Source organism: uncultured Corynebacterium sp. (assembly GCF_937999985.1).
In the GTDB taxonomy this organism is placed as follows: Bacteria; Actinomycetota; Actinomycetes; order Mycobacteriales; family Mycobacteriaceae; genus Corynebacterium.
Genome location: NZ_CALLDG010000073.1, coordinates 1 through 20032, shown reverse-complemented (window position 1 = coordinate 20032; position 20032 = coordinate 1). Strand labels below are relative to the sequence as shown.

Annotated in this window: 21 protein-coding genes, 3 tRNA genes and 2 pseudogenes; 14 read left to right on the top strand and 12 right to left on the bottom strand. The window is 61.3% G+C overall.

Going from position 1 to position 20032, the window contains the following annotated elements; all coding sequences use genetic code 11:
- Positions 1-417: 417 nt before the first annotated feature.
- Positions 418-714, bottom strand: a complete 297-nt coding sequence (locus Q0331_RS03510; protein WP_298074915.1) for a hypothetical protein — start codon at positions 712-714, stop codon at positions 418-420.
- A 53-nt stretch (positions 715-767) separates the two neighbouring features.
- Between Q0331_RS03510 and Q0331_RS03505 the strand changes: the two are divergent.
- Together Q0331_RS03505 and Q0331_RS03500 are read left to right on the top strand one after the other, a co-directional pair.
- Positions 768-2003 (top strand): annotated as a pseudogene (locus tag Q0331_RS03505) (IS256 family transposase).
- 109 nt (positions 2004-2112) lie between these two features.
- Positions 2113-2460, top strand: coding sequence for a hypothetical protein (locus Q0331_RS03500; protein ID WP_298074913.1), 348 nt, complete (start codon positions 2113-2115; stop codon positions 2458-2460).
- A 137-nt stretch (positions 2461-2597) separates the two neighbouring features.
- Here Q0331_RS03500 and Q0331_RS03495 read toward each other — a convergent pair whose 3' ends face one another.
- On the bottom strand, positions 2598-3434 hold the full coding sequence (locus Q0331_RS03495; protein ID WP_298074911.1) for an SDH family Clp fold serine proteinase: 837 nt from the start codon (positions 3432-3434) through the stop codon (positions 2598-2600).
- A 654-nt stretch (positions 3435-4088) separates the two neighbouring features.
- Between Q0331_RS03495 and cmrA the strand changes: the two genes are divergently transcribed.
- The 4 genes from cmrA to Q0331_RS03475 all read left to right on the top strand — a co-directional run bounded on the left by cmrA (position 4089) and on the right by Q0331_RS03475 (position 6312).
- Positions 4089-4892 carry a mycolate reductase gene (gene cmrA / locus Q0331_RS03490; RefSeq protein WP_298074917.1) on the top strand — a complete coding sequence of 268 codons (804 nt, stop codon included), beginning with the start codon at positions 4089-4091 and terminating at the stop codon, positions 4890-4892.
- 57 nt (positions 4893-4949) lie between these two features.
- Positions 4950-5582, top strand: coding sequence for an oligoribonuclease (gene orn / locus Q0331_RS03485; RefSeq protein ID WP_298074909.1), 633 nt, complete (start codon positions 4950-4952; stop codon positions 5580-5582).
- Positions 5583-5711: 129 nt separating this feature from the next.
- Positions 5712-5787: transfer RNA gene (locus tag Q0331_RS03480), tRNA-His, on the top strand.
- Positions 5788-5814: 27 nt separating this feature from the next.
- The gene (locus Q0331_RS03475) at positions 5815-6312 is read left to right on the top strand and encodes a flavin reductase family protein (RefSeq protein WP_237746316.1); all 498 of its coding nucleotides are present in this window, start codon (positions 5815-5817) and stop codon (positions 6310-6312) included.
- 10 nt (positions 6313-6322) lie between these two features.
- On the opposite strand, the gene Q0331_RS03470 is transcribed toward Q0331_RS03475, so the two are convergent.
- Positions 6323-6541, bottom strand: a complete 219-nt coding sequence (locus Q0331_RS03470; RefSeq protein ID WP_239387843.1) for a heavy-metal-associated domain-containing protein — start codon at positions 6539-6541, stop codon at positions 6323-6325.
- Between the two features lie 331 nt (positions 6542-6872).
- Between Q0331_RS03470 and Q0331_RS03465 the strand changes: the two genes are divergently transcribed.
- Positions 6873-7934 carry a squalene/phytoene synthase family protein gene (locus tag Q0331_RS03465; protein WP_298074903.1) on the top strand — a complete coding sequence of 354 codons (1062 nt, stop codon included), beginning with the start codon at positions 6873-6875 and terminating at the stop codon, positions 7932-7934.
- A gap of 75 nt (positions 7935-8009) precedes the next feature.
- Here Q0331_RS03465 and Q0331_RS03460 read toward each other — a convergent pair whose 3' ends face one another.
- The gene (locus Q0331_RS03460; protein WP_298074901.1) at positions 8010-9218 is read right to left on the bottom strand and encodes an Ig-like domain-containing protein; all 1209 of its coding nucleotides are present in this window, start codon (positions 9216-9218) and stop codon (positions 8010-8012) included.
- A 347-nt stretch (positions 9219-9565) separates the two neighbouring features.
- Between Q0331_RS03460 and Q0331_RS03455 the strand changes: the two genes are divergently transcribed.
- From Q0331_RS03455 to Q0331_RS03440, 4 genes are all read left to right on the top strand, one after another.
- Positions 9566-9638 (top strand) — tRNA-Lys (locus Q0331_RS03455).
- A gap of 159 nt (positions 9639-9797) precedes the next feature.
- On the top strand, positions 9798-9989 hold the full coding sequence (locus tag Q0331_RS03450; RefSeq protein ID WP_298074899.1) for a hypothetical protein: 192 nt from the start codon (positions 9798-9800) through the stop codon (positions 9987-9989).
- A gap of 444 nt (positions 9990-10433) precedes the next feature.
- Positions 10434-10670, top strand: coding sequence for a hypothetical protein (locus tag Q0331_RS03445; RefSeq protein WP_298074897.1), 237 nt, complete (start codon positions 10434-10436; stop codon positions 10668-10670).
- Between the two features lie 360 nt (positions 10671-11030).
- Complete coding sequence (locus tag Q0331_RS03440; RefSeq protein ID WP_298074895.1) at positions 11031-12101, top strand: LLM class flavin-dependent oxidoreductase; 1071 nt, start codon at positions 11031-11033, stop codon at positions 12099-12101.
- A gap of 80 nt (positions 12102-12181) precedes the next feature.
- Here the strand turns inward: Q0331_RS03440 and Q0331_RS03435 are convergent, their stop codons facing one another.
- Together Q0331_RS03435 and Q0331_RS03430 are read right to left on the bottom strand one after the other, a co-directional pair.
- On the bottom strand, positions 12182-13387 hold the full coding sequence (locus tag Q0331_RS03435) for an AbrB family transcriptional regulator (RefSeq protein WP_298074893.1): 1206 nt from the start codon (positions 13385-13387) through the stop codon (positions 12182-12184).
- 10 nt (positions 13388-13397) lie between these two features.
- Positions 13398-13676, bottom strand: coding sequence for a DUF3618 domain-containing protein (locus Q0331_RS03430; RefSeq protein ID WP_011273177.1), 279 nt, complete (start codon positions 13674-13676; stop codon positions 13398-13400).
- Positions 13677-13842: 166 nt separating this feature from the next.
- Between Q0331_RS03430 and bcp the strand changes: the two genes are divergently transcribed.
- Positions 13843-14334: a thioredoxin-dependent thiol peroxidase gene (gene bcp / locus Q0331_RS03425; protein ID WP_298074891.1), complete on the top strand. Its 492-nt coding sequence runs from the start codon at positions 13843-13845 to the stop codon at positions 14332-14334.
- Positions 14335-14434: 100 nt separating this feature from the next.
- Here the strand turns inward: bcp and Q0331_RS03420 are convergent.
- Positions 14435-14516 (bottom strand) — tRNA-Leu (locus Q0331_RS03420).
- 101 nt (positions 14517-14617) lie between these two features.
- On the opposite strand from Q0331_RS03420, the gene Q0331_RS03415 reads away from it, so the two are divergent.
- Together Q0331_RS03415 and Q0331_RS03410 are read left to right on the top strand one after the other, a co-directional pair.
- Positions 14618-15061 (top strand): hypothetical protein, encoded by a 444-nt coding sequence (locus tag Q0331_RS03415; protein WP_298074889.1) that lies wholly within the window; start codon positions 14618-14620, stop codon positions 15059-15061.
- A 3-nt stretch (positions 15062-15064) separates the two neighbouring features.
- Positions 15065-15430 carry a DUF3817 domain-containing protein gene (locus Q0331_RS03410; protein ID WP_298074887.1) on the top strand — a complete coding sequence of 122 codons (366 nt, stop codon included), beginning with the start codon at positions 15065-15067 and terminating at the stop codon, positions 15428-15430.
- A 27-nt stretch (positions 15431-15457) separates the two neighbouring features.
- On the opposite strand, the gene Q0331_RS03405 is transcribed toward Q0331_RS03410, so the two are convergent.
- From Q0331_RS03405 to Q0331_RS03385, 5 genes and pseudogenes are all read right to left on the bottom strand, one after another.
- Positions 15458-16852 (bottom strand): amidohydrolase, encoded by a 1395-nt coding sequence (locus tag Q0331_RS03405; protein WP_298074885.1) that lies wholly within the window; start codon positions 16850-16852, stop codon positions 15458-15460.
- Between the two features lie 185 nt (positions 16853-17037).
- Complete coding sequence (locus tag Q0331_RS03400; protein ID WP_298074883.1) at positions 17038-17691, bottom strand: non-canonical purine NTP pyrophosphatase; 654 nt, start codon at positions 17689-17691, stop codon at positions 17038-17040.
- A 41-nt stretch (positions 17692-17732) separates the two neighbouring features.
- Positions 17733-18503, bottom strand: a complete 771-nt coding sequence (gene rph, locus Q0331_RS03395; protein WP_298074881.1) for a ribonuclease PH — start codon at positions 18501-18503, stop codon at positions 17733-17735.
- Positions 18504-18579: 76 nt separating this feature from the next.
- Positions 18580-19386: an MBL fold metallo-hydrolase gene (locus tag Q0331_RS03390; protein ID WP_298074879.1), complete on the bottom strand. Its 807-nt coding sequence runs from the start codon at positions 19384-19386 to the stop codon at positions 18580-18582.
- A 137-nt stretch (positions 19387-19523) separates the two neighbouring features.
- Positions 19524-20032 (bottom strand): annotated as a pseudogene (locus Q0331_RS03385) (hypothetical protein); the annotation flags it as partial.

The window sequence follows — 20032 nt, the reverse complement described above, 5'->3', positions numbered from 1 at the left end:
GTTAGGACTATTCATTTGTCAACAATGTCGCAGCTGAGGTGTCAACCATCACCGGTTTTGCTTTGCGGTGGCAAACTGTCAACTATGCCGCGGCTGATCTGACAACCGTCACAACACTTATCCCTGGAACACGCTGTCAACTATGTCCTGACTTCAGACACTGCCGGGGGCGCCATTGTCATGGGCGATTTCCGACATTATCGACTCAACGATTCCGAAAATTAAGTTTCGGCCCGTTCTTGAGCTGAATCTCTGTGCCGGCCGCCTCTTTCGCAACCTTTGGATGCAAAAATCCCGCCCGCATAACCGTTTTTGACGGTAGTCGGACGGGGTTTTCGCCATTTTCGCCAACCCACGCATGACTTCTAGGCCACTCGCGCCGGCTTCAATTCGAAACCGGGCAGGTGGCCTGCTTAGCTATGCCGCAAGGGGTGGAGCATTAACTGGCGGCGGTAAAAACTCGATGCCGTTCCAGCTCAAGTCCTTGTCTTCGGGTTCAAGGTCGTCGGAATACCGGCGTCTCCTTGGCTTCGGAGGCTCTGGGTCAACACCGTTCTCGAAGGCATCGTCAGCGCCTTGAGCAACGATCAAGTGAACGTTTGTGGCCACCAAACCCAACGTGAAGTAGAACATCTGCGCTGCATAGCCGGTTGCGTCCCTTAGTGTGGTGTAACGCTTGCTGATGGTGGGGCCCGGAAAGTAGTGGGCGGCCACCGCCAGTTAGCCTTTCGACTCAACTACCACATCTCACCGAAAGGCCTATGACAATGACCGCTGCACCGCATTCTACCGACCCGACAACCTATCTGGATGATTTGCTGGCCCAAGCGTCTCCGGATTTGATGCGCCAGATGCTGCAAGGGTTTATCAACCAGATCCTCTCCGCCCAGGCTGACACCGTCTGCGGCGCCGAATACGGAGCTGTATCCACCGAGCGGGTCAATCACCGCAACGGGTATCGCCACCGCGACCTTGACACCCGTGTCGGCACGATCGACGTGGCGGTGCCGAAACTGCGCCACGGCGCGTTCTTCCCAGACTGGCTGTTAGAGCGCCGCTCACGAGCAGAACGGGCCTTATCGACTGTGATCGCCACATGCTACCTTAAAGGGGTTTCCACCCGCAGGATGAATGATCTGGTGGCTACGCTTGGGATTTCCAGCATGTCGAAATCGCAAGTCTCACGCATGTCAGAAGAACTCGATGACATGGTCGCAGACTTCAAAAACCGCCCACTAGACCCCGGCGGGTACGCCTTTTTATCGTGCGATGCGCTCACGATCAAAGTCCGTGAAGGCGGCCGGGTGGTCAAATGCTCAGTGCTGCTTGCCACCGGAGTCAACGCCGACAGGTATCGCGAAATGCTCGGCATGCACGTCGCCACCGCGGAATCCAACGCGTCGTGGAAAGGCTTCTTCCAGGACTTAAAAGCCCGCGGACTTACTGGGGTATTCCTTATCACCAGTGATGCCCACGAAGGCATCCAGCACGCCATTTCCGAAGTGCTGCCCAATACGTCGTAGCAGCGGTGCCGCACCCATTTCGCGAAGAACCTCTACGAAAAGGCCCCGAAAACACAATGGCCGATGGTCTCTGCGATGTTCCAGACAACCTTCCAGCAACCTGACGCTACATCCACTTGGGCTCAAGCCCGCGAAGTTGTCGACCTGCTGGAGCTGAAAATCCCTCACGTCGCGGCATATTTGGAGGAATCACTCGATGAAGTACTGGCGTTTACTGCAGCGCCGAAACCAGTCTGGACGAAGGTCTGGTCAAACAACCCCACAGAACGGTTAAACCGGGAAATCCGCCGACGCACCGACGTCGTCGGCATTTTCCCAAACCGTGAATCCATCATCCGGCTTGTCGGCGCGATCCTAGCCGAGCAACACGACCATTGGATCCAACAAAAACGCTACATGTCACTGACCGCACTCGAACACACCAAGCACCTCATGCACCATCCAGGAGAACATCGTGACGACCACCAGCTAACCGCCTAACCTAGCCTCGAACTTCACATCGAGCCGAAAGCACAAACGGCTACACCACTACACAGGACTTGACCGACTGTTCCCCGCAGCGAGCTTCGATTCGTGGGGTGGCGAGTACTTGCTGGCTCTGCTGCTGAACTACACCTCGGACATTGTCTGGTGGAAGCGACTGTACGTCTCTGATCGCGCGTCGATCATGTACACCACCCGCGACACCTACTACCCGGACTTTGTCGCTCAAGATGCTGCCGGCACCATGTGGATCATCGAGGGCAAGTCCGACAAGCTACGAGATGATGAGACGGTTCAAGCGAAACGAGTCGCGGCCCGGGTGTTGGTACGCGAACTGCTCGGCGAGGACGGCTTCGAGGGCCAGAAGTGGGGATACGTCATTGCCTACGAATCAGACATTCGAGCGTCCGAGTCGTGGGAGGACTTAAAGCGGAAGTCGAACCCAGGGGCGTGAGTAGGTTCACGCTCCAAGGCGAATCGCGAAGCGGATGGACAACTAAGAAGATGCTCTTTTAAAGCCCGCGCGAAGTTCTTGATTGTTAGAGGCGCTAACAGACGTCTGGCGGGGGGCGAATACCCCAGTCGTGAATGCTATTCGTAAAAGTGAACCTGAGATGCCTTCGTACCCTCGTAAGCCTGCATTCGGTCTACAGGTCCGAGAGCGAAATACCTAGCCCACAATTCTTGGATAGCCACCCATTGCTCGTTATCCATATTTAAGCGTTCGACCGGCAATCCTGCGTCGAGCGCCTCACGGGCACCTACTACCGCTCCGTGCATCTTCGGTGTGTCAATCAAGGGTGCCTGGATTTGATTGCACAAGGCATCGACTTCATCTGGAGTGCGATTATCGTTACTCTCCACAGCTTGACGTGCGATGTCGGCAATCCGGTCAAGTGCCGAACGGGCGAACTGAACCGTCGTAGCGTCGACTCCACCAAGTAGTACGGCATGAAGCTGAGCGGTATCCGGGGCCGCAGCGACCATTTCAAGCGCACGGTCGTAAGCGGCCATCATATCTTTGGCGCTGATAAACCCTCTGCCAGGGACAAACACTTGGGGATCAATAGGCCCCAAGTCGGAAGTCGGTCCCATGATAATGGAGTCCGCTCCCAGAGCCATGATGGTCGCAGCGGATTTTGCAATCTCGGGGACCAGAATTACGAACTCGGAACTTGCATCATGACACATGCGGATCAAGCGGATGGCAATTTCAGGGTCGCCGCCCGGTGACCGCAGCATCAAATGCAACGGCTTGTCCAGCTCCTTAGCATGCAGACACTCATTCAGTAAGGTGACGCTGTTGGGTGTTACCTGGTCGATCATCACTGCCAGGTTGCAGTCATACTTCTCCTCGTAAGCGTTTATTAGCTCACGTCGGTCGTAACGGTGTGCATTCTGTGCGAAGAAAAGCGGAGTGTAACTCATGGTTTAGACGAAAGCTCCACCCGTGAAAGCGGGACGGAACGGAGTTCGTGGAGAGCACTGGGATGCTTCACTAAATCTTTTGCGACCAACTTCCCAAGCCTCGCGGAGTTTTCTGGTCTCGCGATCCCATGATTCGCGCTCGCTGTCACTAATCGGCACGCCAGGGAACAGAACCTCATTCTCGCTCATTGTGTCTCCTTTCCGGTCTTTCACACCATCGTAAACTAGCGGCACGACACGAGCCTCGAAGTATGTTCGAAAAACTCCCCAAGAATTGGCCTACAACGTCGTTTGTGCTGGTAATTGCAGGCCGCTGAGAGCGGGGCAGAATTGGAATCAGGAACTTATTGTCATGGACTGAAGTTGCAGTGCCAGCGGCAATGACGCTGCTAGTCTAAATTTCGGAAACCGCCTCATGAGTCGTGCCTTTCCAGCGTTTAGTAGCCCTTTCGCCATAGCCCACCGCTGAGTAACCACCACATCACCCGCCGCGCGCGCTAATCCTCGACCCCCCTGTCGGGGCTGCCCGCTATGGTTGTAGCCATGACTGCGAATAGCCGCTTTAACCCTATTGACGCCCTCCGCTCCCTCCCCCTAGAGCAGCTCCCCGTCCCACTGCCGTTCGGCCTGGGCAAGTCCCAGAAGTCCGTAGAGCTGGACCTCCCCGCCCCCACCCCGGGCTCCTACGCTGTGATCACCGGCGCTTCCTCCGGCATCGGCAAGGCCATCGCCGAGGAGCTCGCTCGGCGCGGCTACGACCTGCTCCTGGTCGCCCGCACCGTGGCTCCCATGCAGGAGATCGCGGACGCATTCCCGGACCGCGACGTGCAGATCCGCTCCGTCGACCTGGCGGATGCCTCCGCCCGCGCGGAACTGCTGGAAGAGCTGCGCACCACCCCGGTCAGCATCATCATCAATTCCGCCGGCATTGCTACCTTCGGCCAGTTCAAGGACCTCGACTGGGACTACGAGCGCCTGCAGTTCGAGCTCAACGCCACCGCACTCTACGAACTCACCCAGGCCGTGCTGCCCGGCATGCTGGAGCGTGGCGAGGGCGGCATCGTCAACGTCGGCTCCGCCGCCGGCAACATGGCCATCCCCGGAAACGCCACCTACGTCGGCACCAAGGCAATGGTCAATACCTTCACCGAGTCCCTGCACTACGAGCTCAAAGACCACGGCATCAAGTGCACCCTGCTGGCACCCGGCCCGGTGCGCGAGGCCCGCAAGGAAGACGAGCAGCTCACCGAAGTAGACGATGCCGTCCCGGATTTCCTCTGGACCACCTACGAAGACTGCGCCATCGACACCCTGACCGCCCTGTCCAAGAACAAACTCCGCGTAGTCCCCGGCCCACTGTCCAAGGCCATGAACTTCGTCTCCACGTACCTGCCGCGGAAGGTCACCGCGCCGATCGTGGGTAAGTTCTACGCCCAAATGGCAACCGAAAGCGACTGATTCCGAGGGGGCGTCACTAAAAAGGCATAGAATTATCAACAACAGAAAGGAACATCCGTGAACACCACCCCGAATCAAGTTGCCAAGAACGATCGACTCGTGTGGGTCGACTGCGAAATGACGGGCCTCGACCCGGACCAGCACGTGCTCGTCGAGATTGCGGTGATTGTGACGGATGCGGACCTCACCCCCCTCGACGAGGGGCTGGACCTGGTGATTCACGCGACCGAACGCGACCTCGCCCGCATGGATGCCGTCGTGACAAAGATGCACGGCGAATCCGGCCTGACGGAACAGATCCGCGCCTCCGACATCACGCTGGAAGAGGCCGAGGAGCAGGTGCTCGACTACGTGAAGAAGCACGTGCCCACCGCAGGCGTGGCGCCGCTGGCCGGCAACACCATCAGCGCGGACCGGAAGTTCATCAACCGCTACATGCCGCACCTGGACCAATACCTGCACTACCGCATGATCGACGTCTCCAGCCTGAAGGAGCTCGCCCGCCGCTGGTACCCCCACGTGTACAACGGCCAGCCCGCGAAGGGCATGGCGCACCGCGCACTGGCGGACATTAAGGAATCCATCCGCGAGCTGGATTACTACCGCCGCGCGATGCTCGTGGAGGCAGACCCGTCGAACGCGGACGCGACGGTCGCGGCGAAGGCAGCGATGGAGCGCTTTCCGATCTAGCGCTGAAACTAGCGCCGCCCCAGCGCCCACCTAGCCCCGTTTTACCCCGTTTCACCCCTCGCGAGCTGGCCTTTTGGTTAAGACGCAGGGCGTGGGCTAACATGAGATCCGCTGTTTTCAACAGCAATGGTGACTGTAGTTCAGCTGGTAGAGCACTAGGTTGTGATCCTAGGTGTCGCGGGTTCGAGTCCCGTCAGTCACCCCAAATTTTTCTAAAGGTCTAGTGATGCTAATGAGTAACACCGATCTTGAAGCAGCGTTTCGAGATGTCTTCCGCGGACATCCGGCGGGGGTAACGCTCATCACCGCGACCGTCGACGGCGAGCCCGTCGGCCTCACCGCATCGTCTGTCTCTTCGCTATCGCTCGACCCGCTATCGATCAGTTTCTCGCTGATGAAGCGCACGGGCTCGGCAGGCAAATTGTTGCGATCGAGCAGCATGTTGGTGCACTTTCTTAATGACGCCCAGTCCCCCATCGCGCACTCCTTCGCCACCTCGGGCGCGGACCGCTTCGCGGAATCTCAAGGGTGGGTGACCGCCGAGACGGGCGAGCCGCTGCTGCCCAACTCCCGGGCCGTGATGCGGGCGCGCATTTCAGATACGGCTCAGGCGGGGGAATCTACGCTGGTGGCGGCGGAGGTTCTGGACGTGTCGGAGATTTCCGACGATTCGGCGCTGCTTTTCCTGGGCCACCAGTTCTACAGCATTGCGGGGCTGCGCCCCTTCTAGCGGCGGGGCGCTATGCGCGGGTGGCCTCGTAGCCGGCTTCGTCGACTGCGTCGATGACCTGCTGATCGGTCAGCTCCCCTGCTGCCCCGTCGTGCTCGAACGTCAGCAGCCCCTTGTCTGCGCTGACCTCAATGTTGGTGACACCCGGAAGGTTGGAAACTTCCTCCTTGACGGCGTTTTCGCAGTGTCCGCAGCTCATTCCGGTGACGTTGTAGGTGTATGCGCTCATGATGCTTGCCTTTCTTTGACGTTGCTTTCGTAGCCTTCTTAATTTTCAGCGCTTCGGAACACGCTTTATTCCAAGGTATGCCATAGCGGGCACGCCTTAGCAGGTACGCCTTAGCGGGTACGCCATAGCGAGCATGTCTTTGCGGGCTGCATGGGCTCGCAACGCCTGCATTCTCCAAAATATGCGCGCGGACACGCGCGGATATTCGCGGACTTCACCCTCCCCTCTAGAAGGCGAATGTCCCAAATCTTCCACTTTCAGGATTTTTTCGGTTTTGACGAATACGTCAAAACGTCCTTACCAGCGCAAACATAATAGATATAAAAGTAGAGTGGAAGATTTGGGACATTTGCCCTCCCAGGGCACTCCCCAGCCTCTGAACCCCCGTGGGCTAGCATTAATCATCATGGCCCGCCTGCCCAAACTCCCCCTCCGCGCACGCTTCAGCGCCACCGCCACCGCACACCCCTCCGCCAGCGCTACCGCACACCCCTCCACCAGCGCTACCGCACACCCCAGCGCCAGCATCCACGACGACCCCGGCGCGCTGTACACGCAGGCCTCCACCGCCGCGGCCTCCCGCATCATCCGCCACTACTCCACCAGCTTCTACCTGGCCAGCGAACTCCTCGCGCCCACGATCAAGCTGCACATCCGCAACATCTACGCCCTCGCCCGCATCGCGGATGAAATCGTCGACGGTACGGCTGAGGCGCTGGGCGTGTCGGCCTGCGGCGTCACAAAGCCCCTCGACGACTACCAACGCACCACCCTCACGGCGCTGGACACCGGCTTCAGCACCGACCCCATCGCGCACGCCTTCGCCGTCACAGCGCGCTGGGCGGGGTTCGACCGTTCCTGGACGGTGGATTTCTTCGCGTCCATGCGTTCGGACGCCCCTAGCTCCAACCCCTTACCACTTGCCGCCTACGTACACGGATCCGCGGGCGTGATCGGGTGGATGTGCAACGCGGTGTTCGCCACGCACGCCGAGCAGGCCGGGCGCCCGCTGACCGCAGAGCAGCGCTCGCGCACGGACAAGGGCGCCTACGCGCTGGGTAGTGCCTTCCAGAAGGTGAATTTCCTGCGAGATTACCAGGAGGATACGGTCGGGCTGCATCGCTCTTACCTGCCGAAACTCACCGAAGAGTCGAAGGCCGGGCTAGTTGACGAGATCCGCGAGGAGCTCGCCCAGGCGCACGCCACCATGGCGCTACTGCCGCTGGCGGCCCGCGTGGGGGTGCTCGGCGCGCACGACCTGTTCGCCGCGCTGAACGAGCGACTAGACCGCACCCCCGTCGAACAGCTGAAAACGGCCCGCGTGCGCGTGCCGCGAGCCGAGAAGGCGAAGATCATCGCGCGCGCCATCCCCCGCGCCGCGCGCCTGCGCTAGGTAGCAGGCGCTAGGTTGCGCCCCGCGCCGCGCGCCTACGCTAGCGCTAGCACTAGCCTGCAGCACCAGCCCTAGCTACCCCTCCGTGTTCCCGGCCTTCCAGGTCTTCCACGGGATGTTCCAGTCGCCCAGGCCATCGGAGCCGTTCAGGGTCTCACCCTGCGTGTTCTTCACCTCAACGATGTCGCCGCGCTTCATGTTGTTAAACACCCAGGCGGCGTTCTCGACGCTCACGTTCACACAGCCGTGCGAAGTGTTGGTATTGCCTTGCGCGTACACGCTCCACGGCGCGGCGTGGATGTAAATACCGGAGTAGCTCATCTGCGTCGCGTACTGCACGTCCGTCACGTAAGACCCCGCACCAGTCAGTCCGAACGTCGAAGAGTCCATGGTCAGCGTCTCGAACTGGTCGCCGATGATGTATTTGCCGTTCGGCGTGGGGTACTGGTAGTCCCGCCCCAGGGAGACCGGCATGGTCTGCACGGTCTTGCCGTTCTTCTTGATGGTCATCATCTTGGTGCTGTCGTCCACGATGGCACGCATCGCATCGCCGATGGTGAACTTCGCGCTGCGGTCTTCGCCGCCGTACACGCCTTCGCCGATCTTCGTGCCGTACAGGTTGGCCTTCACGTTGACCTTGGTGCCGGGCTTCCAGTACTTCTCTGGGCGCCAGCGCACCTCCTGGGCCGTGATCCAGTAGAAAGCACCTTCCACTTTCGGCGTGGTTTCCACGGTGATGGCATCTTCCACTGCCTTGCGGTTTTCCACTGGGGCGTCAAAACGAAGAGAGATGGTTTGGCCGATGCCTACGGTCGACCCGTCAAGCGGAGCCAGGGCACCGTTGAGCGTCATGCCGGGGGTCATGGTGGTGAACGTCTGCTCAAGTTTCTGGTCGCCGGACTTCGCGGTGAGGGTGTAGGTGCGCGAGTAGCCGAGCTTGGTGGGGACGGTCCACTCGGTCTTGTCCTCGTTGAACTTACCCTTGACTTCCTCGCCTGCGTCGTTGGTCAGCGAGACCTTGTCGATCTTCTTGTCACCCTTGACCTGCACGTGCTCGGTGACGTCGACCTCGGTGTCGCCGTCCTTCACGTTGGAGGTCAGCTTGTTTTCTTCCTTCTTCTCTTCGCCCTCGCCGTTCTCGCCGGTTGAGGCGTTGGAGCTGATCTGCGGTTCGTCGCTGTCGCGGTCGATGGTGCACGATGCGGTGAAGGTAACTAGGGCGATACTTAGTGACGCCGCAGTGATCCGTGAGAAGGTTTGTCCAAAAACCTTGGTGTTGCGCAAGACTAACTCCAAGAAAGGGAAAGGTGTGTGTAAGAAAAGTGACTGTCCTAAACCTTAACGCTTGGCTGCAGTGGAGCGTTAGTCATTTCGGCGGGTTCCAGCAGTTCGTAGCGTAAACGTTATAAACGGTGTGGGGTTTCCGGCGAGCCGCCCGGCGGCGCACTGCGCGGGGTATGCGTGCAGCGGATGCGGGACTCTTACCAGGCGCCGCACGGGGCGCAAACGTCCGCATGAGCCGTCTAAAGCATGCATCAATTTACCCACTCTGAACTGGCGATTTGTATTGTTAGGCCGTCTGGGTATAAAGTTTTCCACGTTGCCGAGGCGCGCAGCGCTTCGAATAACGCGGGCTATTAGCTCAATTGGCAGAGCAGCTGACTCTTAATCAGCGGGTTCGGGGTTCGAGTCCCTGATAGCCCACATTTCAACCCTCGTTCGCTTGGAATCTTATCCAACGGGCGAGGGTTTTGCTTTGACTTCATCGGCTTCAACAGCCACGCCCTATTGTCTCCCCCCGCGTTGTACAACCTGCGTTATATACTTCAGATACACGGCTCACACACAACGATTGGAGAGATCATGGCTACGCCATTAACTCCGCGCACCCAGACCAGCGCCGAACTGCGCGCTGAACGTGCCAAGGTTGTGAAGCAAATGGGTCCCCTCGGCGTGGATGGCCTGCGTCGCCTTCGCGCAGCGGATGCGCTCGACGTCAAAGAGGCTGACCTTTTGGATCGCTACGAGTCCCTCACTTGGCTGATTGAAGGCTAATCACATTGGATAGCGTGGCTTTCGAGCAACACGCCACGGAGTTCGCGCAAGAAATCGCTACTCTCCTCGACGCGACACTCGAAGGCGAGATCACGGCTAGCACTTTCGAGATCAACGAGGAAAAAACTCAGGGCGGTAATCAAACGTTCGAAACAACTTGAGATTGGACACTCGAAAAGTAAGAAGCTGCAGTTAGCCTGCGAATTTCGCCTATGCACTAATTCAACCAAGAAACATCTGGCGATAGAGTCAAGCACCTTCAAAGTTCAGTACCAGTCTGGCCAAAAGTATCGCCCAGTAGTTCGCTTCGAATACGACAGAAATTCTCGTAACAAGCCTGCCAGCCACTTCCAGTTTCATTCCGACTCAGTCCCCCTTGGCCTCTTACTCGCTAGAGCAGGAAATTACGATGCCGCAGCTCAACAGCAAGATATTCACTATCCGATGGGAGATGAGCGTTTTCGCGTCTGCCTTGAAGATGTGATTGAGCTTCTTGCCAACGAATTCAATGCGCAGACGCATGACGGTTGGCAACAGCACATAGAACGAGGCAGAAACCGATACCTGTCGAAACAAGCGGAAACCGTGATCCGCAAAAACCTGGACCTTGCCATCAAGCTCTTGGAACAGCAAGGGTACAAAGTGAAGCCACCTGCCCGGTATCCGCTATGGAGACGGTAAAGAGCCAAATGTCCCAAATCTTCCACTTTCGAGATTTTGGGCGATTTGACGACTCCATCAAAAGCGCCTGACCAGCGCAAACAGAAAGGTTATAAAAGTAGAGTGGAAGATTTGGGACATCTGCCCACTGATCCGCAGCGATCGTCGGCCACTGCGACGCAGTCGTCGGCCACTGCGAGGCAGTTTGCAAGATAGTTTGCGAGGTAGAAACCGCCGGAGTTGATCCGACCGCCCCTCTTCTCTGCCCCCACGGGACCGTAGGCCCCTCCCCATGGGAATATCCGCTCTGCCATAGCAGTTGTCGTTAATCGAGTACGCAGGCCGATAGCGCCCTGAAACCAAGGAGGAACCTAAACCACCATGACGGATACCCCAGCGGACGGCATTACCCCGGCGAACGACAACACCCCAGCGAACAAGGAAAACCCAGCAAGCTCCCTAGCCCCGCTGAGCCTCCTCGACTTCGCCACTGTCTACAAGGGCGAACGCCCCGCGGACGCTTTCGACCGCTCCGTCCAGTGGGCCCAGCAGGCCGAGAAGCTAGGATTCGAGCGCATCTGGTATTCCGAGCACCACAACATGAAGTCCATCGCCAGCTCCGCCCCCGCGGTCCTCATCGCTCACATCGCGGCGAAGACTTCCACTATCAACTTGGGCGCGGGTGGCGTCATGCTCCCGAACCACGCCCCGCTGGTCATCGCCGAGCAGTTCGGCACCCTCGCGGAGCTGCACCCCGGCCGCATTGACCTGGGCCTCGGCCGCGCCCCCGGCACCGACCAGATGACCCTACGCGCCCTGCGCCGCGAGCCGTCCGCCGCGGAGACCTTCCCGCAGGATGTCGCCGAGCTCTACGGCTACCTCAACGGCCCGTCGAAGATCCCCGGCGTGGAGGCCGTACCGGGCATGGGCACGAAGGTGCCTCTGTACATCCTGGGCTCCTCTCTGTTCGGCGCGCAGCTGGCCGCGCACCTGGGGCTGCCGTACAGCTTCGCCAGCCACTTCGCGCCCGCTGCCCTCACGCAGGCGGTGCAGGTGTACCGCGATAACTACCAGCCCTCGGAAGCCCACCCGGAGCCCTACGTCATCGCCGCGGTCAACGTCACCGCCGCCGACACGCAGGAGGAAGCCGACGAGCAATGGCGCCAGGTCTGCCGCACCCGCGTGCGTGTCATGGCCGGTCGCGGCCGCAGCCTAACGGAGGAGGAGCTGGACATGCTCATCGATTCCCCCGCCGGCCAGCAGATCCTCGATATGCTGCGCTACTCCGCCGTCGGCACGGGCGATGTTGTCCGCCGTTACCTCGAGGAGTTCCGCACGCACGCTCAAGCCGACGAACTCATGGTGTCGCTGCAGTCGCCGTCGACGGCCGAGTCGCTGCGGTCGATGGAGATTCTTGCGGACGCCGCCTCACTCTCCCCCGCCCAGCGCTAACCACAAGGCCATCAGGCCCGCTCCCTTTGGCGCTCCCAGTGTGTGCGGACCACAGAGCCAGCTCCCCCTAACACAGCCCGCTAGCGCTGCGTTTCGCGCGGCTCCGCCCGCCCATCGGCCGCGCCCGCGCCGAACACCCACCGGATGATCTGCGGCGCGTAAGCGCCCACCACCAGCATGGCGATCATGCGCATTACTTGAATGACCGTGACGATCGGCTGGCTGCCAGCGTCGTGCGCAAATGCGAGAACTGCGTAGATGCCGCCCGGTACGGTGGCGAGGTAGGCGTCCAGAACCTTAAAGTCCCATAGGCCAGCGATGGCGAAGGCCGTGCCGATAGAGCTGGCGATCATCAGGGCGATCACGCCCAGGATCACGGGCAGGGCCTTCACGAATTGCCGCAGCGCGCCCTTCGTCAGGGTGCCGCCGGCTTGTACGCCGACGAGTGCGTACGCCAGCTTCTCCAGCAGCCCGTTCGGCGCGATGAACTCGTGAGGCACGTTGAACACCATCACGCCGATCATGGCGAACGCGATGCTCAGCAGCAGGTATGGCGAGCTGATGTTGAACCACCGCGCCGTCAGCCGCGTAAACGCCCACACGGCCAGCCCCACAACCACCGCGCCTACCACGCCCTGCCAGTTCGTCTGCAGCCCGTCGAGGAGACTTTCTTTTCCTGTTGACGCCCCCTCGGCCGCATCTGCCTCGCCGCCTTCGACGCGACCGAGCAGCGTGACCAGCCCGGGAAGTGTGAGGACGATGATGGAAACGCGCAGGTACTGGGTGAGGGTGACAAAGCGCGTGTCCGCGTTGAGCTCCCGGGAGAGCATCACCATCGCGCTGGCGCCGCCCGCGAGGGTGGCCAGCACCGACGTGGCCGGGCCAACCCGGTGGATGCGCACCAGCAGCCAGGAGGCCAGCAGGCACACCGCCAGCGTGACGATCAGCGACATGGCCGTCGGTCCGGCATAAGAGACGATGGTGCCGAAGTCGATGGTGGTCAGGGGCGAGGAACACAAAAGGGCGATGATCACCTGGGAGGGAATCATCGCCTTTTTAGGCGGGCTGACCTGTCGGTCGCTGAAGATGGCGTAGACGCCGAAGACGATCAGGAAGGAAAAGATCCAGGCGGCGGGTACTCCCACCGCCTCGCAGGCGAAACCTGCGGCGATCGACAGGACAGTCAGCAAAGCCAGAGTGGCCAGCTTCGCGGGGCTGGGTAGTTGGAACCCGCCCGGCCTGGCGCTGCGTATGGTTTCGCCAGGCAGTGAGTCTGAGTCGGGCAACGCTACCCGCTTAGCGGGTTGCGGCCAGCAGGCGCTGGATTTCCTTGATCTGCTTCTTTTCCTTGCGCTTGGAGCCAACGGCCAGGGCGGTCAGCAGGACAACACCGGCGACTACGCCGCCGATGACCATCTGCACCTTCGGCTCCTTGAGGGTGTTCACGGCCTGGCCGCGAGCGTCATCCGCCAGGTTCTTCGGATCCGCACGGACGGACAGCTCCTCCAGCGTCCGTCCCAGCTGGTTGCGGGTGCGTTCAATGTCGCGCTGGATGGCATCGATGCTACGGGCCACGGAAGTTTCTCCCTTATTCGAACGTTTAAGTGCTACCCGAACATTGTAAATGATCGCACACTCCGGCGCTTTCGCTAGGGTGTATTGGCACCCGTGCATGTGCGTGCACTGTGGTGCGTCGGCTCCCGCAAGCTTGCGTGCCGGCGCTTTCGCTAGGGTGGGTTGCATGACTGATAACAGCAACGCCACCGCAAACCAGCCCATCCGACTTGAGGTCGGCGACAAGGCTCCGGAGTTCACCCTGCCAAGCGATTCCGGCAAGAACGTGAGCCTGGCGGACTACGCGGGCCGCAAGGTCATCGTGTACTTCTACCCCAAGGCTGATACTCCAGGTTGCACCACCGAGGCCTGCGATTTCCGCGATTCCCTCACCGAGCTCAACGATCAGGGCGTGGACGTGGTCGGTATCTCCCCCGACAAGGTAGAGGCTCTGGAGAAGTTCCGCGATAAGTACGAGCTGACCTTCCCTCTTCTTTCGGACGCCGACAAGTCCGTCATGGAGAGCTATGGCGCATTCGGGGAGAAGAAGAACTACGGGAAGATCGTCCAGGGCGTGATCCGCTCCACGTTCGTTATTGACGAGGAAGGCAAGATCGCCGTGGCGAAGTACAACGTGAAGGCCACTGGCCACGTCGCGCGCATCGCCAAGGAGCTGTAGCACCCGCGCGTGCGCGTGCACGCGCGCCACAGCACAGCCCTGCAACAAACACACAGCCCCACGACACAGACGGGCAGTGCTGCGGGGCTGAAAAATTTTGTGCGCCTGGGGAGACTTGAACTCCCACGTCATAAGACACTGGAACCTAAATCCAGCGCGTCTGCCAATTCCGCCACAGGCGCAAAAAGAACGCGGACAACCGCGTTTCCCCCTTCATGCTAGCAAGCGATCCGGTGTGAAAAGAAATTAGGCGGAACAGGCAGTACAGGTAGAATGTTTCGGTGTGAACGAACACTCAGACAATGACGGCAAGGCACCCGCCCACCCGTTTCCGCTGCGCGTTCGCATCATCCAAATCATCTTCCTAATCCTGGCGGTCATTGCCACCCTCCTGCTGGCGTGGTGGCAGTGGGATCGTTGGCAGTCCAACGGCGGTAGCTTCCAGAACCTGGGCTATGCCATCCAGTGGCCGATCTTCGGCATCTTCTTCGTCGTGGCGTACCGCAAGTACATCCAGTACGAAAAGGAGCGCCTGCTGGGAGACGAAGCCCCAGCAGCCCCTACCCTGCCGCCCGATGAGATCACCGAGGTGCCGGAAGACTTCCTGCAGGCCGAAGAGCGTGCCGAAGATACTGAGGATATTTGGGTAGATGATAGGCGCGAGCGGGCGCGCATGAGGGCGTCCAAAAATAACGAGCGCAAGAAAAAAGACCAGAAAGGGCACTAAGCAATGACCAACGAGCAGACCCCTGCTATCCACCCGGAACGCCGGGCGCGCGTGGCGAAGTCGCTGAGGTTTTACTCCGTGGCGGCAGTGGTGACGGGTATTTGGCTGCTGATTCTGCTGGTGGAGATGATTGTTAAATATCTGATCCTCGGCAGCGAGAATGCGCCGGAATGGTTTAGCTACATCGGCCCGGCGCACGGCTTGGTGTTTATGGTGTACGTGATTTCCTGCCTGGATCTGGGCACGAAGGCGCGTTGGGAGCCGTCGAAGTGGGTTACCACGATGCTGGCGGGTGTGGTGCCTTTCCTGAGCTTCATCGTGGAAAAGTGGCGCCGCGACGAGGTTAAGGCCGCGTTCCAGCTGGACTAGCGGCGCGCGCTGAGCGCAGCGGCGCGGCTACTCGACCAGCGAGGTCTCCACGGCGACTGCGTCGATCTCCTCGTCGGTAGGCACGGGCGCGCCCATCGCGTGTGGCTCGGCCTCCGGCTTCTCCCACTCGGATTGCAGGCAGGCCAGGATCGCAACGGCCGCCGCGCGCGTGGAGACCTGCAGGGTGGATAGGTCCGGCAGGAAGCCTGGGTTGTGGTTGGTGGGGATGTCGATATCCAGCCGCCCGGCGGATTCAGCGCGCTGCCACTGACGGCGCGGAGTGATGCCGATGGTCCAAAGCATGTAGGGGCAGCCGAAGGACTTCGGGATCACGGAGAAGTCCTCGGAGGCTGTCCAGGGTTCCATCTCTAGGGAATCCTCGCCGAAGGTGTGATCGAAGTGGGGGCGGACAACGTCGTAGACCTCGGGTGCGTTGTCGGTAGCGCCTAGCAAGCCAACGAATTTGAAGTCCGGCTCGCGGTCGGCACCCGCGGCCATGGCCTCGGCACGTACCACGCGCTTGATGGCATCCACGCACTTCTGACGCAGCTCTTCGTCGTAGAAGCGGCAGGATAGGGAGATCTTCGCGGAGTCGGGGATCACGTTGTTCGCCTTACCTGCTTCCACCGAGGCGACGGTAATCACCGCGAATTTATTCGGCGGAACTTCGCGAGAAACGATTGTCTGTAGTTTCATCACCGTCGAGGCTGCCAGCACCACCGGGTCGACGGAACGGTGCGGCATGGAGGCGTGCGCGCCACGGCCGTGGAGGGTGATTTCGATGGTGGTGGAGGACGTCATCACAGGGCCGGGTGCGGAGTACACCTGGCCCGCCGGTCCGGCGACGATGTGTTGCGCCAGGCAGACGTCGGGCCGGGGGATGATGCCGCCCAAACCGTCGGAGACCATCTTGTGTGCGCCGATGGACGCCTCTTCGGCCGGCTGGAATAGTGCCACCACCGTGCCGGACCAGTGGGCGCGCTCTTCGGTCAGGATGCGCATGGCTCCCAGCAGGCTGGTGGTGTGCTGGTCGTGGCCGCAGGCGTGCATGGTTGCCACGCGCTCGCCGGACGCGTTGAGTTGGGAGTACGTAGAGGCGTAGTCCACGCCGGTTTTCTCCGCGACGGGCAGGCCATCGAAGTCAGCGCGCATCAGCACTGTCGGCCCGTCGCCGTTTTCCAGCACGGCGGTGATGCCGTAGCCGCCGATGTTCGTGGTGATCTCCCAGTCCGGGAAGTTTTCCAGCTCCTTGGCGATCCGCTGCGCGGTGACTTCCTCCGCTCCCGAGAGTTCGGGGTGCTGGTGGAAGAACTTGTACACGTCTTCCATCCAGCTGAGGTCGGCCTGCGACCCGGCCACGATGCCGCTGGGGCTGGTGGGGCTATAGGTGGCCTGGTCACTGTCTGTGCCGGGGGCGGTCACGCGGGGAATCCTTTCGCTGGTTTGTTGTTTCTTTGGGTTACATGTTCGGGCTTGCCTTGCCCCATCATACGTGGGTCGCACACGCCCGGCGCCTAGCCTTGCTGCGCACTGAACGCCGTACGCGGCGGCGGGGCGCCGGGCTTAGAGGCGTGCTGGGCGGCGTGCTGAGCACCCGGCCTGGCTCTTTAATCCGCCAGTTGCGCCAGGATCTCCACCAGCTGGCGTAGAGCCTTGCCACGGTGGGAGACGGCATCCTTTTGATCCGCCGTCAGCTCGCCTGCGGACTTACCGGCCAGTTGTTCTTCCTGGCCTTCCGGTAGCTCGTCAGGGGCGAACAGCGGGTCGTAGCCAAAGCCGCCCTCGCCCTGCTCGGCGCGCAGCACCCGGCCGTACCAACGCCCTTCCACGGCGTATTCGGCGTCCATGCCGCGCTCTGCCGCGACGTCGGCGGGCAGCTGCAACACGCAGGAGGATACGAAGTGCGCCCCACGCCGCTCGTCCGGCACGTCCCCCATCTGCGCCAGCAACAGGTCGTTATTGGCTTTGTCGTCGCCGTGGTCGCCGGACCACCGGGCGCTCAGCACACCCGGCATACCGTTCAGTGCATCGACGGCAAGCCCGGAATCATCGGCAATCGTCGGCAGGCCGGTGTGGTGCACGCCGTCGTTGGTTTTAATCCGCGCGTTGTCTACGAACGTCGCGCCGGTTTCCGGGGTTTCCGGGTATTCCGGCACGTCCCCCAGTCCAACGAGTTCGATGCCGGTCACGTTCGCCGCTTCCAGCATGCGGTTCAGCTCCGCCAGCTTCTTCTTATTCCTTGAGGCCACCAGTACCCGCACGGTGCTACTCCCCTTCTCTTGTCGCGTTTGCTTCTGCTGCTCTAGAGTTCCTGCGCCAGCGCCGCCCGCTGCGCCTCGATGAGCTCGCGCAGACCGCCTTCGGCCAGGTCCAGCAGGGTGTTCAGCTCCTCACGCGTGAACTCCGCGTTCTCGCCGGTGCCCTGGATTTCCACGAAGCGACCCTCGGCCGTCATCGCCACGTTCATGTCCACGTCCGCCCGCGAGTCTTCCTCATACGGCAGGTCGAGGCACGGCACGCCGTCGATGATGCCCACGGATACTGCGGCGACGGGTGCGCGTAGCGGTTGCCCTGGTACGACGCCCCTAGCTTGCAGCACGGCCAGCGCATCAGCCAGAGCCACGTAGGCGCCGGTGATGGCTGCGGTGCGGGTGCCGCCGTCGGCCTGCAGAACGTCGCAGTCGATGTTGATAGTGTTCTCCCCCAGTTCCTTCAGGTCCACGGCGGCGCGCAGTGCGCGGCCGACCAGGCGGGAGATTTCCTGGGTGCGCCCCTTGACCTTGCCCTTCATGGATTCGCGCGGCATGCGCTCGTGGGTAGAGGCGGGCAGCATCGCGTACTCGGCGGTCAGCCACCCCTCGCCGGAATCCTTCTTGAAGCGCGGCACGCCTTCCTGCACGCTGGCGGTGCACATGACTCGGGTGTTGCCGAATTCCACCAGCACACTGCCTGCGGGGTTGCTGGTGAAACCGCGGGTGATACGCACCGGACGTAGCTCGTTGGTGGCACGGCCGTCGGCGCGGGTGAAGTTGCTGCCTGCGTTGGAGGTGTTTTCTACGTTGGTTTCCGTCATGGGGCTTAAGTTTACTAGCCGCCCCGGACGGGCTACCCTCCGACGGTTATCCCCCGCTTTGCTTGCGCTTTGGCTCCTAGCCGACGGTTAGGCGCATGCCTGGGCGGGCGACGAGGATCTCGCCGTCGTAGTGGCGGGCCGCGCCGCGGACCGCTGCGTCTGCATCGCCCCACGGCGGGATGTGGGTGAGCACGAGCTTGCCCACGCCCGCTGCCTGTGCCGCACGGCCTGCGTCTTCGCCGGAGATATGCATGCCGCTGGGCTGACCTTCTGCATTTTCGCCCCAGGTGGCTTCGCAGAGGAATACGTCTGCGCCCGCTGCGATGTGGGCCAGGTTGTCGGTCCAGGCAGTGTCCCCCGAGTACACCAGGGAGTTACCTGCGTTGTCTTCCACGCGCAGTAGGTAGGCCTCTGTGGGGTGTACGGCGGTGGCGGCGTAGAGGGTGAATGGACCGATGGGGTGGGCTGGGTACGTGGTGGCGTCGAAAAGACCCTCGCCTGCCTTGTAGACGTTGATGTCGAAGGTGTCGGTGAAGTCGTCGGGGCGCTCGGGTGCGTCGGCGCCGGCTGCGGAGAGGTGGCGGTGGGCGATGGCGGGGCCGAGTAGTTGGTGGCGGTGTGGGGCGGGTGTGGTGGGGTGGAATCTGCGCCAGACGAGGAGTGAGGGGAAGTCTAGGCAGTGGTCGGCGTGCATGTGGCTGAAGGCGACGTGGCAGGCAGCGGGGTCGATGTCTTCGGCGCGTTGCATGGCGCTGAGTACGCCGGGGCCGCAGTCGAGGAGTAGGTCGGGGGTGTCTGTAGTTTTGTCGCGGACGATGTATCCCGACGCGGCGCTATCGGGCCCTTCAACGCTTCCGGAGCATCCCAGCACTACCAGTTCCATAAGTTGTCATTCTGCCACGAAGCGGTGGCAAATGTGCGAAAGGGCGACCACCGTTGTGTTGGTAGTCGCCCTTTCTTTCGCGGGACTGCCCAGGACTGGCTGTTCCGCTAGGCGCTAGCGCTGAACGCTAGTGGCGGTTAGGCCTCGCCTTCTTCGCGGCGGCGGCGCAGCAGCGGGATGGCGCCGATGATCAGCGCCAGGCCGACTGCGAACACGCCGAGCACGTTCGCGCCGGTGGAGGCCAGGGTGCTCATCCGCGGGCTATCAACCTGCTTCTGAGAGCTGGTGCTGCCGCTGGACGTGCTGCCCTTAGAGCCCGACTGGCTCGGGGTGCTGGACTTGCCAGGGGTGCCCGGCTTGTCCGCGTTGCCCGGCTTACCTGGCTTGCCCGGCTGCTTGGGATCCGGCTTCGGGGTGGAACCGTGAGATCCGCTGCCCACGATTGCCCCGCCGATTCCCAAGGAACCGATGATGCCAGGCAGGTTCGGCTTCGGGGTCACCGAACCGGAGGAGCCGCCAGGCTCGTTCGGATCCTTCGGGTCCTCCGGCTTCGGATCTTCCGGCTTCGGGTCCTCAGGCTTCGGGTCCTCAGGCTTCGGATCTTCCGGCTTCGGGTCCTCAGGCTTCGGGTCCTCAGGCTTCGGAT